Annotated in this window: 16 protein-coding genes; 12 read left to right on the top strand and 4 right to left on the bottom strand. The window is 70.4% G+C overall.

Translation table 11 applies throughout. The annotated features are described in order from the left end of the window. The first annotated feature begins 58 nt into the window (after positions 1-58). The 12 genes from ASE12_RS13765 (at position 59) to ASE12_RS13715 (ending at position 11963) form a co-directional block, all read left to right on the top strand. On the top strand, positions 59-1333 hold the full coding sequence (locus tag ASE12_RS13765) for an adenosylmethionine--8-amino-7-oxononanoate transaminase (protein ID WP_056401644.1): 1275 nt from the start codon (positions 59-61) through the stop codon (positions 1331-1333). Further along, a complete protein-coding gene (locus tag ASE12_RS13760) occupies positions 1330-2445 on the top strand; it encodes an aminotransferase class I/II-fold pyridoxal phosphate-dependent enzyme (RefSeq protein ID WP_056401643.1) in 1116 nt (371 codons plus the stop codon). Before ASE12_RS13765 ends, ASE12_RS13760 begins: the two co-directional genes overlap by 4 nt. Then, positions 2442-3113 (top strand): dethiobiotin synthase, encoded by a 672-nt coding sequence (gene bioD / locus ASE12_RS13755; protein WP_056401642.1) that lies wholly within the window; start codon positions 2442-2444, stop codon positions 3111-3113. The genes ASE12_RS13760 and bioD overlap by 4 nt, the downstream gene beginning before the upstream one ends. Positions 3114-3132: 19 nt before the next feature. Then, the gene (locus ASE12_RS13750; protein ID WP_056401641.1) at positions 3133-4257 is read left to right on the top strand and encodes a sensor histidine kinase; all 1125 of its coding nucleotides are present in this window, start codon (positions 3133-3135) and stop codon (positions 4255-4257) included. A 46-nt stretch (positions 4258-4303) separates the two neighbouring features. Then, entirely contained in the window at positions 4304-5038 is a 735-nt protein-coding gene (locus tag ASE12_RS13745) for a LytTR family DNA-binding domain-containing protein (RefSeq protein ID WP_056401638.1), read from the top strand. Next, the gene (locus ASE12_RS13740) at positions 5035-5427 is read left to right on the top strand and encodes a hypothetical protein (protein WP_082582263.1); all 393 of its coding nucleotides are present in this window, start codon (positions 5035-5037) and stop codon (positions 5425-5427) included. The genes ASE12_RS13745 and ASE12_RS13740 overlap by 4 nt, the downstream gene beginning before the upstream one ends. Further along, positions 5424-6914, top strand: coding sequence for a cation acetate symporter (locus ASE12_RS13735; RefSeq protein ID WP_056401635.1), 1491 nt, complete (start codon positions 5424-5426; stop codon positions 6912-6914). Before ASE12_RS13740 ends, ASE12_RS13735 begins: the two co-directional genes overlap by 4 nt. Positions 6915-7180: 266 nt before the next feature. Next, entirely contained in the window at positions 7181-7519 is a 339-nt protein-coding gene (locus ASE12_RS13730) for a DUF485 domain-containing protein (protein WP_200955026.1), read from the top strand. Continuing rightward, positions 7516-9174: a cation acetate symporter gene (locus ASE12_RS13725; protein ID WP_056401629.1), complete on the top strand. Its 1659-nt coding sequence runs from the start codon at positions 7516-7518 to the stop codon at positions 9172-9174. The genes ASE12_RS13730 and ASE12_RS13725 overlap by 4 nt, the downstream gene beginning before the upstream one ends. 144 nt (positions 9175-9318) lie before the next feature. Further along, the gene (gene acs / locus ASE12_RS13720) at positions 9319-11277 is read left to right on the top strand and encodes an acetate--CoA ligase (protein WP_056401626.1); all 1959 of its coding nucleotides are present in this window, start codon (positions 9319-9321) and stop codon (positions 11275-11277) included. Between the two features lie 99 nt (positions 11278-11376). Continuing rightward, positions 11377-11535 (top strand): hypothetical protein, encoded by a 159-nt coding sequence (locus ASE12_RS20110; RefSeq protein WP_157412927.1) that lies wholly within the window; start codon positions 11377-11379, stop codon positions 11533-11535. 38 nt (positions 11536-11573) lie between these two features. Continuing rightward, on the top strand, positions 11574-11963 hold the full coding sequence (locus ASE12_RS13715) for a phage holin family protein (RefSeq protein WP_056401623.1): 390 nt from the start codon (positions 11574-11576) through the stop codon (positions 11961-11963). On the opposite strand, the gene ASE12_RS13710 is transcribed toward ASE12_RS13715, so the two are convergent. The 4 genes from ASE12_RS13710 to ASE12_RS13695 are packed head-to-tail and all read right to left on the bottom strand — an operon-like array spanning position 11960 to position 15199. After that, positions 11960-12787, bottom strand: a complete 828-nt coding sequence (locus ASE12_RS13710; protein WP_056401620.1) for a hypothetical protein — start codon at positions 12785-12787, stop codon at positions 11960-11962. The two genes, ASE12_RS13715 and ASE12_RS13710, sit on opposite strands and share 4 nt — an antisense overlap. Next, positions 12787-13959 (bottom strand): MarP family serine protease, encoded by a 1173-nt coding sequence (locus ASE12_RS13705; protein ID WP_056401617.1) that lies wholly within the window; start codon positions 13957-13959, stop codon positions 12787-12789. Before ASE12_RS13705 ends, ASE12_RS13710 begins: the two co-directional genes overlap by 1 nt. Beyond that, positions 13959-14600, bottom strand: coding sequence for a CoA pyrophosphatase (locus ASE12_RS13700; protein WP_056401614.1), 642 nt, complete (start codon positions 14598-14600; stop codon positions 13959-13961). Before ASE12_RS13700 ends, ASE12_RS13705 begins: the two co-directional genes overlap by 1 nt. Beyond that, entirely contained in the window at positions 14597-15199 is a 603-nt protein-coding gene (locus ASE12_RS13695) for a TlpA disulfide reductase family protein (protein WP_056401611.1), read from the bottom strand. Before ASE12_RS13695 ends, ASE12_RS13700 begins: the two co-directional genes overlap by 4 nt. Positions 15200-15201: the final 2 nt, after the last annotated feature.

The raw sequence follows: 15201 nt of genomic DNA, 5'->3' as shown, positions 1-15201 counted from the left end.
GTATCCTGAACACCGTTCAGGTCAAACCTCGACCGCTCGAGATCCTGATCACCCTGCCATGGATGACCTCATCGAGTTCGACCGCGCCCACGTGTGGCACCCGTACGCCCCCATGAGCTCGCCAGCCACGCCATTGCTGGTCACCGGCGCTGCGGGCAACCGCCTGACGCTCGCAGACGGGCGCGAGCCGATCGATGCCATGTCGTCGTGGTGGGCAGCGATCCACGGCTACCGCCACCCTCGTCTCGACGCGGCACTGCATCGCCAGGCCGACTCGATGTCGCACGTCATGTTCGGTGGCCTGACGCATGAGCCGGCGATCGAGCTGGCCCGGCGACTGCTGGACCTCGCGCCAGCCGGGCTCGACAAGGTCTTCTTCGCCGACTCCGGATCGGTCTCCGTCGAGGTCGCCCTCAAGATGTCGCTGCAGCTGCAGCGCGGCACGGGCCACCCCGGGCGTACGCGGTTCCTCACCCTCCGGGGTGGCTACCACGGCGACACGTTCGGGGCCATGAGCGTGTGCGACCCGGTGGGCGGCATGCACCAGATGTTCACCGACGTGCTCGCCGAGCAGGTCTTCCTGCCCCGGCCGCCAGCCGGCCTCGACGCCGACGCCGACACCTGGATCGCCGAGGCGCAGACCGTCATCGACCGCCTCGACGACACGATCGCCGCTGTCATCGTCGAGCCGGTCCTGCAGGGTGCCGGCGGGATGCACGTCTATCCGCCGGCCGTGCTGCGCTGGCTGCGCGAGGTCTGCGACGCGCGGGGCTGGCTGCTGGTGCTCGACGAGATCGCGACCGGGTTCGCGCGCACCGGCGAGATGTTCGCCGCCGACCACGCCGGCATCAGCCCCGACATCATGTGCGTCGGCAAGGCGCTGACCGGCGGCTACCTGACGCTCGCCGCCGTCCTCTGCACGCCCGAGGTCGCCGCCGGGATCGACGCGTCGGAGTCCGGGGCGTTGATGCACGGCCCGACGTACATGGCCAACCCGCTCGCCTGTGCCGTCGCGGCGGCCTCTCTCGACGTGCTGACGGAGTCGGACTGGCGACTCGACATCGCTCGGATCAACGCCGCGCTCGAGACCGGGCTCGCCCCTGCTCGCGAGCTCGCCGGCGTCGCCGACGTGCGTACGCTCGGTGCCGTCGGCGTGCTCCAGCTCGACCACCCCGTCGACGTCGCGGCCGCCAGCGCCGTGGCACTCGACCACGGCGTATGGATCCGCCCGTTCCGCGACCTGATCTACACGATGCCGCCCTACATCAGCACCGATGAGGACCTCGGCGTCATCACCGGCGCGTTGGTCGCGGCGGCGGGGAGCCCACGATGACGCTGCACACCTGGCTCGCGGAGCAGGCCGCTCAACGAGACCGCGACGGGCTCGTCCGTTCGCTGACGACACGCATCGACGACGACGACCTGATCGACCTGGCCGGCAACGACTACCTCGGGCTCTGCCGCGACGAACGGGTGACGGCAGCGGCTGCCGACGCCGCGGTCGGGTGGGGCGCCGGAGCGAGTGCATCGCGGCTGGTCACCGGCACCCTGCCCGTGCACACGGCGCTCGAAGCAACCCTCTCCCAACGGCTCGGCCACGAGGCCGCGCTCGTGCACTCGACGGGCTATCACGCGAACCTGTCCGCCGTGACCGCGCTCTCCGACCGCGACACCCTCCTGGTTTCCGACGCCCACGTCCATGCCTCGTTGGTGGACGCCTGTCGGCTCTCCCGGGGCACGCTCGCAGTCGTCGGGCACAACGATGTGGCCGCCGTCGAGGCCCGGCTGGCAGGGCGTACGCAGTCCCGCGCCCTCGTGCTCGTCGAGTCGATCTACTCCGTGCTCGGGGACGCGGCGCCGCTCGAGCAGCTCGTCGAGCTGTGCGAACGCCACGACGCGACACTGATCGTCGACGAGGCCCACGGCGTGGGGGTCGCGGGTGACGGCGGCGGCCTCGTACGTGAGCTGGGTCTGGCCGGCCGGCCCTCCGTGGTGGTCACGATGACGCTCTCCAAGGCGCTCGGCAGCCAGGGCGGCGCAGTGCTGGGCAGCCAGGCCGTCGTCGACCACCTGGTCAACCGCTCGCGGCCGTTCATCTACGACACCGGGCTCGCACCCGCCGCCGCTGCAGGTGCACTCGAGGCGCTGCGGATCATCGACGCCGAGCCGGAGCGGGTCACCCGCCTCCACCAGGTCGCGGCAGCCCTCGCCGACGCCGCCGGAGTGGCCCGCGTGGCCGGAGCGGTCCTGTCGGTCGAGATGCCGGGACCGGCCGAGGCACTGGCAGCGCAGGCGTCGTGCGCCGCCGATGGCGTACGTGTCGGCTGCTTCCGCCCGCCCTCGACGCCCGACGGGATCAGCCGGCTGCGCCTCACCGCATCGGCCGGCGTCGACGACGACCAGCTCGCGCACGCCGGCAAGCTCATCGCCACCGTGGTGCCATGACGCGCTACGTCGTGGTCACCGGCACAGACACCGGCGTCGGCAAGACCGTCACGACGGCCGCCCTCGCGGTCGCGCTGGGCGCCGAAGGCCTCAGGGTCGCCGTGGTCAAGCTCGCGCAGACCGGCGTCGTCGCCGGGGAGCCCGGTGACATCGACGACGTCGTACGCCTCACCGGATCGTCGGCCGTGCACGAGCTCGCGCGGCTGCGCGACCCGTTGGCACCCGAGACCGCGGCCCGGCTCGAGGGCGTGTCGCTCCCACCCGTCGCCGAGGTCGCCGACCGGATCCGTCGCCTCGACGCTGACATCGTGCTCGTCGAGGGCGCGGGCGGTCTGCTGGTGCGGCTCGACCTCGACGGCGGCACGATGATCGACCTCGCGCGCGCTCTCGATGCCGAGGTCGTCGTCGTCGCCCGCGAGGGACTCGGCACCCTCAACCACACTGAGCTGACCGTCGACCGGCTGCGGGCCGAGGGACTCTCGCCCCATCTCGTGGTCGGGTCCTGCTCACCTGAGCCCGGCCTGGCGGAGCGCACCAACCGCACGGACCTGCCCCGCCTGACCGGCCTGCCGATCGACGGACTCATCCCGGCGGGCGCGGGCGCTCTCGACCGTGCGGAGTTCTGCCGCCTGGCCCCGGGCTGGTTCACCGCGCTGCCGACCGGCTGACTCGCGGTAGCGTCCCGGGATGGACAACATCAGGACCGCCGCGCTCGCGATCGCTGCGCTCGTGGCGGCCGCGGGGTTCATCCGGTGGCGGCTGCTGACCCGTCGCCGCGTGCTCGGCTCGCCGGCCGACCGCGCGACGTACGAGACGCTGCACACCGCCTCGCTGGCCGCACCGGCACTACGCCGGGGCCTCGACGCCGAGAGCGCGGCGCTCGCCCTGCCCCACGTGCGTACGCTCCTGGGCGGCCCCATCGTCGCGATCACCGACCTGCACGACCGCCTGGCCGGCGACGCACCGGACGTCGCGGAGCTCACCGCGGACGCCCTCGCCAGCGGACGGACCCAGGCGTCAGATCGGGCGATCGTCGCACCGTTGTCGGTGGAGGGCCGCGTCGTCGGCAGCATCGCCGTCGTCACCGAGGAGGCGTCGGCCGGCCTCGCCCGCGCCACCACCGAGGTCGCCCGCTGGATGTCGAGCCAGCTCGAGCTGGCCGAGCTGTCGGAGTCCCGCACCGCCCTGATGGAGGCCGAGCTGCGCGCACTGCGGGCGCAGATCTCGCCACACTTCATCTACAACTCGCTCGGCGCCATCGCCTCGTTCGTGCGTACGGATCCCGAGCGCGCTCGCGAGCTGCTGCTGGAGTTCGCCGACTTCACCCGCTACTCGTTCCGTGAGCACGGTGAGTTCACGACGCTCGCCGAGGAGCTGCGCTCGATCGAGCGCTACCTCGTGCTCGAGAAGGCCCGCTTCGGCGACCGCCTGCGCGTCGTCACGCGCGTGGCGCCGGAAGTGCTGAGCGTGACGCTGCCGTTCCTCGCGATCCAGCCACTCGTCGAGAACGCCGTGCGCCACGGCCTCGAGGCCAAGGACGGCGACGGCACCGTCACGGTCGTCGCGCTCGACGAGGGCGTCGAGTGCGTCATCACGATCGAGGACGACGGTGTCGGGGTCGAGCCGGAGACCGTACGCGATGCGCTCTCGGGGCACACCACGAGCGCGTCGGTCGGGCTCGGCAACGTCGACGAGCGCCTGCGCACGGTCTACGGCGACGAGTACGGCATCGTCGTCGAGACCGCGCCGGGGCACGGCACCAAGGTCACCGTCAGGCTGCCGAAGTTCCACCCCGGCACCGAGTCGCCGTGACCGCTCCCCTGTTGTGGTGCCGCCGACATGTCGGCATGATCGCGGCATGACCGCTGCCCTGCGCGCCCTCGTGGTGGACGACGAGCAGCCCGTGCTCGACGAGCTCGTGTGGCTGTTGGGCCGCGACGACCGCATCGCCTCCGTACGCGCGGCCCGCTCGGGGGCCGAGGCGCTCCGTGTGCTCGACGAGGGGGACATCGAGCTGGTCTTCCTCGACGTCGCGATGCCGGGGCTGAGCGGACTCGAGATCGCCCGGCTGCTCGGCCGGTTCCGCACACCACCGCGCATCGTGTTCGTGACGGCGCACGACGCGCACGCCGTCGAGGCCTTCGAGATGAACGCCGTCGACTACCTGCTCAAGCCGATCCGCGAGGAGCGGCTCAGCGAGAGCGTGCGGCGTGCGTGCGCCGACGCCGAGTCCGCACCGGCGTCGAGCGACGACCGGATCGCGGTCGAGCTCGGCGGCATCACCCGGTTCGTCTCGCGGGCATCGGTCTCGTACGTCGAGGCCCAGGGCGACTACGTACGCCTGCACGTCGTCGACGGCGGCAGCCACCTCATCCGTACGCCGCTCACGACGCTCGCGGACGACTGGCAGGACGCCGGCTTCGCGCGCGTCCACCGCAGCCACGTCGTCAACCTCGCACACCTGCGGGAGCTGCGTGTCCAGGCGGGCCGGTCCAGCGTGCTCGTGCCCGCAGGCGACGAGCTCGTCGAGATCCAGGTCGCTCGCCGTCACGCCCGCGCGCTGCGTGAGCTGATCCACGAGCGAGCCCTGTGACGGAGGAGAAGTACACGGGCCGGGTGCGGGTCACCAGCCCCCTGACGACCGCGCCGGCGCACGTACGCCGCAGCGTTCGGCAGGAGATCGACGAGTCGACCGGCATCGGCGAGGTCTACATGCGCTCGCTGATCCGGGCGCAGCTCCGGGCGGCCCTCACCGTCGCGGCGACGCTCATGCTGTCGATCGGCGCCCTGCCACTGCTCTTCCTCGCCTTCGACAGCGTCACCGAGATGCACGTCCTCGGCGTACCGGTGCCCTGGTGGATCCTCGGCGTCCTCGTCTATCCGGGCCTGTTCGCGCTCGGCTGGGTCTACATCCGCCAGGTCGAACGCGCGGAGCGCGACTTCACCGAGCTCGTGGAGCCGCACCGCCCGGACGCGCAATGAACAGCACGTACGGCATCGTCGCGGTCGCCCTGGTCGCGATCGCGACCCTCGGCATCGGGGCCTTCGGCCTCCGCATGAGCCGTACGACCAGTGACTTCTACGTCGCGTCGCGATCGGTCAGCCCGGTGTGGAACAGCTCGGCGATCGGCGGCGAGTACCTCTCCGCGGCCTCGTTCCTCGGCGTCGCCGGGCTCGTCCTCACCCACGGCGCGGACATGCTCTGGTACCCCATCGGCTGGACCACGGGCTACCTCCTGCTGCTGGTGTTCGTCGCGGCACCGCTGCGGCGCTCCGGGGCGTACACGATCCCCGACTTCGCGCAGGTCAGGCTGCAGTCCCTGGGCGTGCGCCGGGTGGCCAGCGCCCTGGTCGTCGCCGTCGGCTGGCTCTACCTCATGCCGCAGTTCCAGGGCGCCGGGCTCACGCTCCGTACGGTCACGGGCGCGCCCAACTGGGTGGGCACGGTCGTCGTCGCGGTGATCGTCGTCGTCAACGTGGTGTCGGGCGGCATGCGCAGCATCACGTTCGTGCAGGCGTTCCAGTACTGGCTCAAGCTGACGGCCCTCCTGATCCCGGTGTTCTTCCTGCTGCACGCGTGGACCGGCGACGGGCGACCCTCACCCGTCGCGCCCGAGGAGTGGTTCCAGCCGTTCAGCCAGGCCGACGGGCCGGGGCTCTACCTGACGTACTCGGTCATGATCGCGACGTTCCTCGGCACCATGGGACTGCCGCACGTCGTCGTGCGCTTCTACACCAACCCCGACGGCCACGCCGCGCGCCGGACGACGCTGATCGTGCTGGCGCTGCTCGGCACGTTCTACCTGCTGCCCACGATCTACGGCGTGCTGGGCCGCATCTACGCCCGCGATCTCCTGGACTCCGGCGGCGCCGACACGGTGGTCCTCGAGCTGCCCTCACGCGTGATCGGCGGCAGCACGGGTGAGCTGCTCGCCGCCCTGCTCACCGCCGGCGCGTTCGCCGCGTTCCTGTCCACCTCGTCAGGCCTGACGATGTCAGTCGCCGGGGTCGTGGGCCAGGGCCTCGCGCGCGGGCGGATCTCGACGATCACGGCGCTGCGTGTCGCCGCGGCGGGCTGCGTGGTGGTCCCGTTGCTCCTCGCGCTGTCGGCCGAGCGCATCGCGGTCGCCAGCTCGGTGACCTTCGCGTTCGCGCTGGCCGCGTCGACGTTCTGCCCGCTGCTCGTGCTCGGCATCTGGTGGCGTGGGCTGACGGCGCTCGGGGCGATCGCCGGGCTGGTCGGCGGCGGTCTCGGTGCCGGCGTCGCGGCGGTCGTCACGATCGTCGTACGTCCCGACGGCTGGCTCGGCGTGGTCATGAGCCAGCCCGCGGCGTGGTCCGTGCCGATCGGGTTCGCCCTGATGATCGGTGTCTCGCTCGCCACTCGCGGTGACGTGCCGGCGAACGTCTCGCGCACGATGGTGCGGCTGCACACTCCCGAGCGGCTCGACGTGGATCGCCGATTCTGACCTCCCGAGCCTGAGGCCGCCCGCGGCCGAACGTCGAGGGAGGCTAGCGGAGCGGGAGCGTTCACGCCGAAGGCGTCCGATGCGAAGCCCGCCGTTCAGCCCCGGGAGTCGACCGTTCGTCGTACGCGGGCGACCGCACGTCGCAGGCCCGTCGGCCTCCAACGCATACCCCAAGAAGTGATCTGGCTCACAGCAAACGGGGTACCTAGGTTCGGAGCGGCGACACGTACCCGTGCCGTCCTGCCTTCACGGAAGAGGTGATCCCGGTGGCCGAGAGAATCCCGCCCGAGGCCCACGCGGCCTATCAACGCATCCATGCGACGGACGAGTTCGCTGAGCTGAAGCGCTCGTACCTTCGCTTCGTCGTCCCACTGACCGTCGCGTTCATGACGTGGTACCTGCTGTACGTCCTGATGTCGAACTACGCGAACGACTTCATGGCGCACAAGGTCGCCGGCAACATCAACGTCGCGCTGATCTTCGGCCTGCTGCAGTTCGTCTCGACGTTCGCCATCGCGATCTGGTACGCCCGGTTCGCCGCGCGACGCATGGACCCGATCGCGGACCGCCTCCGCGCCGAGTACGACGAGGAGATCAAGCGATGAGCACGACAGCCACGCTCCTGCGCGCCGCCGAGGACAACGACCACCAGGCCCTCACCGGATCCCTGTTCGTCGTGGTCGTCCTGATCACGGTCGCCATCACGTTCTGGGCGAGCCGCAACACCAAGACCGCCGCCGACTACTACGCGGGCGGTCGCAGCTTCTCCGGCGCCCAGAACGGCTTCGCGGTCGCCGGTGACTACATGTCGGCAGCGTCGTTCCTCGGCATCTCCGGCGCCATCGCGCTGGCCGGCTACGACGGGTTCCTCTACTCGATCGGCTTCCTCGTCGCCTGGCTCGTCGCCCTGCTGCTCGTCGCCGAGCTGCTGCGCAACTCCGGGCGGTTCACGATGGCCGACCAGCTGGCGTTCCGCATGCGGCAGCGACCCGTACGCACGGCCGCAGCGACCTCGACCGTCGTCGTGTCGATCTTCTACCTCCTCGCGCAGATGGTCGGCGCCGGTGCGCTCGTGGCGCTGCTGCTGGGCGTCGAGAACGAGGGCCTGACCAAGAACCTCACGATCGTCGGCGTCGGTGCGCTGATGATCTTCTACGTCACGGTCGGCGGCATGAAGGGCACCACGTGGGTGCAGATCGTCAAGGCCGTCCTGCTGATGGCCGGCACGATCCTCATCACAGTGCTGGTGCTGGCGAAGTTCGACTTCAACATCAGCGACATGCTCGGCACCGCGGCGGACAACAGCGGCAAGGGCTCGGCGTTCCTCGAGCCCGGTCTCAAGTACGGCGTCACGACCACCAGCAAGATCGACTTCATCTCGCTGGGTCTCGCCCTCGTGCTCGGCACCGCCGGCCTGCCGCACATCCTGATCCGCTTCTACACGGTCCCGACGGCGCGGCAGGCCCGCAAGTCGGTGCTGTGGGCCATCGGCCTGATCGGCTCGTTCTACCTCATGACCCTCGTGCTCGGCTTCGGTGCCGCGGCGCTGGTCAAGGGCGACGAGAAGGAACAGATCGCGGCGTCCGGCGGCAACCTGGCGTCACCACTGCTCGCAGAAGCCGTGGGCGGTGGTTCCGGGTCGACCGGAGGCGCAGTCCTGCTGGCCATCATCTCGGCGGTGGCGTTCGCGACGATCCTCGCAGTGGTGGCCGGCCTGACGCTGACCTCGGCGTCGTCCGTCGCGCACGACCTCTACGCCCAGGTGTGGAAGCGCGGCGAGGTCACCGAGAAGCAGGAGGTGGCCACCGCCAAGATCGCAGCCTTCGTCATCGGCGGCATCGCGATCCTGCTGGCGATCCCGGCACAGAAGCTCAACATCGCCTTCCTGGTGGCGTTGGCCTTCGCGGTCGCAGCATCCGCCAACCTGCCGGCGCTGCTCTACAACCTGTTCTGGAAGCGGTTCAACACCAGCGGAGCGGTGTGGAGCATCTACGGCGGCCTGATCTCGTCCGTGGGACTGGTGATCTTCTCGCCGGTCGTCTCCGGCAAGGGTGAGGACCCGGCGGGCAAGAACCTGTCGCTGCTGCCGACCAGCATCGACATCAGCTGGTTCCCGCTCGAGAACCCGGGCGTCGTCTCGATCCCGATCGGGTTCCTGTGCGGGTTCATCGGCACGATGCTGGCCAAGGACCGCGAGGCGGAGGAGCACTACACCGAGCTCGACGTCCGCGCGATGACCGGCGCCGGCGCCATCCAGTAAGCCGCGCGGCAGGCCGGGCCCGTCGGAACCCTCGGGGGGTCTCGACGGGCCCGGCCCGGTTCGCCGCAACTGACACGCAACCCCCTGCACGGCATCTTGTGGGCTGCGCCACAATCAAGGAAGAACCCCGGACGAGGAGCAACCGTGACCGAGCAGAACATCAGCAACCTGTCCCACGAAGACCGTGTGTTCGAGCCGCCGGCGGACCTGGCGGCGAACGCCAACGTCAAGGCCGAGGTCTACGAGCAGGCCGCCGCCGACCGGGTGAGGTTCTGGGGCGAGCAGGCCGACCGGCTCAGCTGGGGCACGCCGTTCAGCGAGGTGCTCGACTGGTCCAACCCGCCGTTCGCCAAGTGGTACGTCGGCGGCACCCTCAACGCGGCCTACAACTGCGTCGACCGGCACGTCGAGGCCGGCAACGGCGACAAGGTTGCCCTGCACTTCGTCGGCGAGCCCGACGACGACACCCGCGACATCACGTACGCCGAGCTCAAGGACCTGGTGTCCCAGGCCGCCAACGCATTGATCGACCTCGGCGTGCAGACCGGCGACCGGGTCGCGATCTACATGCCGATGATCCCCGAGGCCATCGTCGCGATGCTGGCGTGCGCCCGGCTCGGCGCACCGCACACCGTGGTGTTCGGCGGGTTCTCCGCCGACGCCCTCTCGTCGCGCATCCTCGACTGCCAGGCCAAGGTCGTCATCACCGCCGACGGCGGCTACCGCCGCGGTGCGCCGTCGGCGCTCAAGCCCGCCGTCGACGAGGCCTTGCAGAAGTGCCCCGACGTGTCCGGCGTGCTCGTCGTACGCCGCACGGGCCAGGACGTCGAGTGGACCGAGGGTCGTGACGTGTGGTGGCACGACGTCGTCGACTCGGCGTCCAAGGACCACACGCCGGAGATGTTCGACGCCGAGCACCCGCTCTACGTCATGTACACGTCGGGCACGACCGGCAAGCCCAAGGGCATCCTGCACACCACCGGCGGCTACCTCGTGCAGTCCGCGTGGACGTTCTGGGCGGTGTTCGACTACAAGCCCGACGACGTCTACTGGTGCACCGCCGACGTCGGCTGGGTCACCGGCCACTCCTACATCGTCTACGGACCGTTGGCCAACGGCGCGACGCAGGTGCTCTATGAAGGCACGCCCGACACCCCGCACAAGGGCCGCTGGTGGGAGATCATCGCGAAGCACAAGGTCACGCTGTTCTACACCGCCCCCACCGCGATCCGTACGTTCATGAAGTGGGGCGAGCAGATCCCCGCCGAGCACAACCTCTCGTCGCTGCGCATCCTGGGCTCGGTCGGTGAGTCGATCAACCCCGAGGCGTACGTCTGGTACCGCGAGAACATCGGCGGCGGCCGCACCCCGATCGTCGATACGTGGTGGCAGACCGAGACCGGCGCGCACATGATCAGCCCGCTGCCCGGCGTCACCAAGGGCAAGCCCGGCTCGGCCATGACCGCGATCCCCGGCATCGCCGCCGAGGTCGTCGACGACGCCGGCAAGCCGGTCGAGCACGGCGAGGGCGGCTATCTCGTCATCACCGAGCCGTGGCCGTCGATGCTGCGCACGATCTGGGGCGACGACGACCGCTACAAGGAGACCTACTGGTCGCGCTGGCCGGGCTTCTACTTCGCCGGCGACGGCGCCCGCAAGGACGAGGACGGCGCGATCTGGCTGCTCGGCCGCGTCGACGACGTCATGAACGTCTCGGGTCACCGCCTGTCGACGACCGAGATCGAGTCCGCGCTGGTGTCACATCCCAAGGTTGCCGAGGCCGCTGTCGTGGGTGCCACCGACGAGACGACCGGTCAGGCCGTCGTCGCGTTCGTGATCCTGCGCGAGTCCGCCGGTGACGGTGGTGAGGAGATCGTGCAGGAGCTGCGCAATCACGTCGGCAAGGAGATCGGCGCGATCGCCAAGCCCCGCCAGATCATGATCGTCCCCGAGCTGCCCAAGACCCGCTCGGGCAAGATCATGCGGCGACTGCTCCGCGACGTGGCCGAGAACCGCGAGGTCGGCGACGCCACGACGCTGGCCGACAGCGGCATCATGGACAAGATCACCGCCGGCATGAAGACCGCCAAGGACGAGGACTGACGCTCGTACGGCGCGATCTTCGTCACGCTGACAGGCTCAGGACGGGTTCCGTTCAGTTTCGTCTCATCTCCGCGGGGAACTCTCGTAGGTATGCACCCCATGAGAACGACCACGAACGACGAGCGACTGACCCCGGCGACCCGCCGGGTCAGCACGGATCTGGTGATCGGGCTGGCCCTCCTCGGAGTCGTCATCGTCGGCCGGCTGCTGTGGGCACTCACCGACGGCAGCATCTTGTCGGCGATCGGCGCACGCTGACCTGCGCGATCCCGTGAGTCACTTGTAGGCTCGCCGTTATGAACAGAGCTGATGATCCGACCATTGGCCGGCTGGTGGCCGACGCCAGCCGCGACATCTCGGCGTTGGTGCAGTCGGAGATCAAGCTCGCCAAGAGCGAGCTGAAGTTCAGCGTCAAGGCCGGCGGCGTCGGAGCGGGGCTGCTCCTGGTGGCCGCGTTCTTCGGCCTGCTGATCGTCGTCATGCTCTCGATCTCCGGCGCCTACTTCCTCACCATGACGGGGCTCGATCCCGCGTGGGCGTTCCTCATCGTCGCCGGCGTCTACGTCGTGCTGACGATCCTCGCGATCATCCTGGGCATCGTGCTGCTCAAGAAGATCCGCGCTCCTGAGCGCACGATCGCCACCGCCAAGGAGATCCCGGCGGCCCTCAAGGGCCGTACGAGCTAGACCGTACGACGACCGGTCACGGCTCGGCCGACGAGGCCGGCGACCGTGACGATGCCGCCGAGGATCGCCAGCACCACGAGCCACGCGTCGAGCGAGCTGGCCGCGCGGTCGACGAGGAGCTTCTGCAGCGTCCGGGCGAACTCCGACGGCGCCTCGGTGTGATCGAGGATGTTCTGGCTGACCGGTCCGCTCGTCACCCACAGCAGTCCCGCGACGGCGAGGGTCCCGCCGCCGAGCCACGCCACGGCTGTTGACGTACGTTGCGCCAGTGCGACGCACACGACGGCGGCGACCACCGCGACGATCCCGGCGATGCGCCCGAGCGTCGTCGACTGCTCCACGCGGTCGACCATCTCGCGGTCGCTGGCGTCGGTCACGACCGGCACGACGAGGTGCTTCGGCACGGCAATCGCAACCGGCAGGTCGCGGCCGGCCTGCTTCGCGACGAACGCCGCCATCGGGCTGACGTCCAGCCCCAGGGTCTTCGGCATCGGATCGGCGAACGCCTGGCGGTGGGAGCTGCGCTGCGTCTCCTCCCACGCCTCGATGAAGCCCGCCTCGTTGCTCGTACGCTCGACAGTCTGCGACAGCGCGGCGGCCGCCGGCGTCTTGAGGGCGGCTGGGATCACGCCGCGAGCGGACAGCTCGTCGGTCAGGTAGGCCGAGAACGCCTGCTGCAGCTCGGTGTCCTTGGCCAGCGTGCTGCTGAACTCGACGTAGCCGTCCTCGTCGACGATGTGCGTCGAGAGCCAGAGCAGTGGCACGGCGGCCAGCAGGGCGAGCAGCGCCAGCGCGCCGCTGACGAACGAGGCCACGGTGCGCATCAGGCGCAGCCCCCGGTCGAGACAGTCGACGTGGCGGCGATGCCGGCGCGCGCGTCGTCGGCCACCTGGGACGCCGTGAGGGCGTAGCCGGTCGACTTGTCCGTGATCGACGCCGCGAAGATGACGCCGAGCACGTCGCCGTCCTTGGAGACCAGCGGACCGCCGGAGTTGCCGGAGCGTACGAGCCCGCGCACCGAGAAGGTCTGGCGCACGACCTGGCCCTTGTCGTAGATGTCAGGGCTGCGCAGCCGGATCTCGCTGCGGATGCGGGCCGCGCGGGCGTCGAACGGGCCGTTCTCGGGGAAGCCGAGGATCGCCGCGTCCTGGCCGGCCTCGCCGCTCGTGTCGAAGTCCAGCGCCGGCACGGACGACCCGTCGACCGCGAGCACCGCGACGTCGAGCTTGCGGTCGAACAGCACGACCCGGGCGTTCGTACGCTGGCCGTCGACCACGACTGAGGGGTTCTCGACGCCCGCGACGACGTGGGCGTTGGTCATGACGCGACCGTCGGCGTACGCGAAGCCCGAACCCTCGATGCCGCGCTGGCAGCTGGCCTGGCCGAGGATCTTGACGACGCTGCGGGACGCCTTCTGCACGCCGGGGCTGGCGAGCGTCGCGGTGTCGGGCGGCCCGACGGGCTTGATGTTCTCGCTCTCGAACGGGTCGATGTAGCGCGGGAACAGGTTGGCGTCCAGCACCTCGTTGAACGAGCGCAGCACCGACGTCGCCCGCGCGGGCATGACCGAGTCGACCCGGTCGAGGATCACCGAGTCGCGTGACGCCGTGGAGAGGTAGGGGATCGTCGTGCCGCTGACCGAGTAGCCGAGGGCCCAGCCGGCGCACAGCACGGCGACCACGCTCAGCACGCTGCCGCCGACCGCGTCGACCCACCGCAGCGGCTTCCACTTGAGGCCGTTGCGCAGGTCGGTGCCGACGTACGTGCCGATGCCCTGACCGATCGCCGCGGCGCCCACGACGAGGCCGAGCGCCAGCAGCGACGAGCTCAGGGTCGCGGAGTTGCCCGACAGGAACTTCGGCACGATCGCCAGCGCCAGGAGGCCACCGATCAGCAGGCCGATCGTCGCGATGAGGTTGACCACGAAGCCCTGCACGTAGCCGGACACGGCGTACGCCAGCAGGATCAGGATGAGGATCAGGTCGAGGGAGTTCATCAGAACTCCGGGAGAGGTCGGGTGACGCTGTCGTCCCAGGGCTGCTCCCACCCGAGGCGCTCGAACAACCGCGACACGACGCCGGCCGTGAAGCCCCACAGCGGCACGCCCGAGCCGACCTCGAAGGCCGGGCCGCGCCAGCCCGAGGGATGCTCGACGCTGAACCGGTTGGCCGGGTCGAGCAGGCGCCGGATCGGCTGGTGGATGATCGCGCCCACCTCGTCCGCGCTGACCGGCATGAGCGGCACCGGGTCGCGCCAGTAGCCGAGCACGGGCGTCACGGCGAAGTTGCTGGGCGGCAGCCAGAGTGTCGGGAGCGTGCCGAAGACATCGACCGTCTCGGTGTCGAGGCCGACCTCCTCCCGCGCCTCGCGCAAGGCGGTGGCGACGGCGTCGGCGTCGCCGGGATCCATCGCGCCGCCGGGGAACGAGATCTGCCCGGGGTGGTTGCGCATCCTCGCGGCACGCTCGGTCAGCAGCAGCTCGGGACCGTTGTCGCCCTCGGCGAACAGCATCAGGACGGCAGCCGGGCGGGCGTCCGCCGGCGGGTGCGGGAACCGGGGCGCCAGCTGCTCGGCCTCGACGGACCCGGCGAGCTCAGCCAGCGGTCGCAGCCACTCCGGGAGGTGATCCCAGCTCATGGCGACACCCCCAGGTGCTTCTCGATCGCGGCCGTCAGGTCGGCGTACGAACGGAACGCGACGCGCTCCGTGGCGACCATTGTTCCTTGTGCGTCCACGAACACGGTCTGCGGCAGACCGATGACCTTGAGCGGGGCCTTCGTCGTGGAGTCAGGATCGGACAGCAGCGGGTAGGTCACGCCCGAGCGCCGGGCGAGCTCGATCGCCGCATCTGGCGCCGAGTCGGCGAAGTCGACGCCGATGATCCGCAGGTGGTCGCCGTACGTCCGATGGGCCTTGGCCAGCAACGGCAGCTCCTCGCGGCAGGGTGCGCACCAGCTGGCCCAGAAGTTGATGATCGTCGGCGTGCCCGCCAGGCCTGACAGGCGTACGGGCGAGCCGCCGCCGAGACAGTCCAGCGTGAGGTCCGGCAGGGCGTCGTCGGCGGGTGCGGTGCCGTCGGCGGTGGGGCAGTCCTCGATGCCGGCCTGCTTCTTCGCCGCTCCGAGCTCCCCCGCGCCGGTGCTCGGGGCAGCGCCGCCGCCGAACGTCGGCTGGTCGCCGTCAGAGCCAGGACCGCCGCAGGCCGTGAGGAGGAGTGCGAGGGCGGCCAGGGTCACCC

Source organism: Aeromicrobium sp. Root236 (assembly GCF_001428805.1).
Taxonomy (GTDB): domain Bacteria; phylum Actinomycetota; class Actinomycetes; order Propionibacteriales; family Nocardioidaceae; genus Aeromicrobium.
Note: the sequence above shows the minus strand (reverse complement) of the source record. Positions and strands in the feature narration are given on the sequence as shown.

Excerpts from the sequence above, each read along its gene's own strand:
- ASE12_RS13765 (WP_056401644.1), top strand. The coding sequence starts at position 59 with ATGGATGACCTCATCGAGTTCGACCGCGCCCACGTGTGGCACCCGTAC.
- ASE12_RS13760 (WP_056401643.1), top strand. The coding sequence starts at position 1,330 with ATGACGCTGCACACCTGGCTCGCGGAGCAGGCCGCTCAACGAGACCGC.
- bioD (WP_056401642.1), top strand. The coding sequence starts at position 2,442 with ATGACGCGCTACGTCGTGGTCACCGGCACAGACACCGGCGTCGGCAAG.
- ASE12_RS13750 (WP_056401641.1), top strand. The coding sequence starts at position 3,133 with ATGGACAACATCAGGACCGCCGCGCTCGCGATCGCTGCGCTCGTGGCG.
- ASE12_RS13745 (WP_056401638.1), top strand. The coding sequence starts at position 4,304 with ATGACCGCTGCCCTGCGCGCCCTCGTGGTGGACGACGAGCAGCCCGTG.
- ASE12_RS13735 (WP_056401635.1), top strand. The coding sequence starts at position 5,424 with ATGAACAGCACGTACGGCATCGTCGCGGTCGCCCTGGTCGCGATCGCG.
- ASE12_RS13725 (WP_056401629.1), top strand. The coding sequence starts at position 7,516 with ATGAGCACGACAGCCACGCTCCTGCGCGCCGCCGAGGACAACGACCAC.
- ASE12_RS20110 (WP_157412927.1), top strand. The coding sequence starts at position 11,377 with ATGAGAACGACCACGAACGACGAGCGACTGACCCCGGCGACCCGCCGG.
- ASE12_RS13715 (WP_056401623.1), top strand. The coding sequence starts at position 11,574 with ATGAACAGAGCTGATGATCCGACCATTGGCCGGCTGGTGGCCGACGCC.
- ASE12_RS13710 (WP_056401620.1), bottom strand. The coding sequence starts at position 12,787 with ATGCGCACCGTGGCCTCGTTCGTCAGCGGCGCGCTGGCGCTGCTCGCC.
- ASE12_RS13705 (WP_056401617.1), bottom strand. The coding sequence starts at position 13,959 with ATGAACTCCCTCGACCTGATCCTCATCCTGATCCTGCTGGCGTACGCC.
- ASE12_RS13700 (WP_056401614.1), bottom strand. The coding sequence starts at position 14,600 with ATGAGCTGGGATCACCTCCCGGAGTGGCTGCGACCGCTGGCTGAGCTC.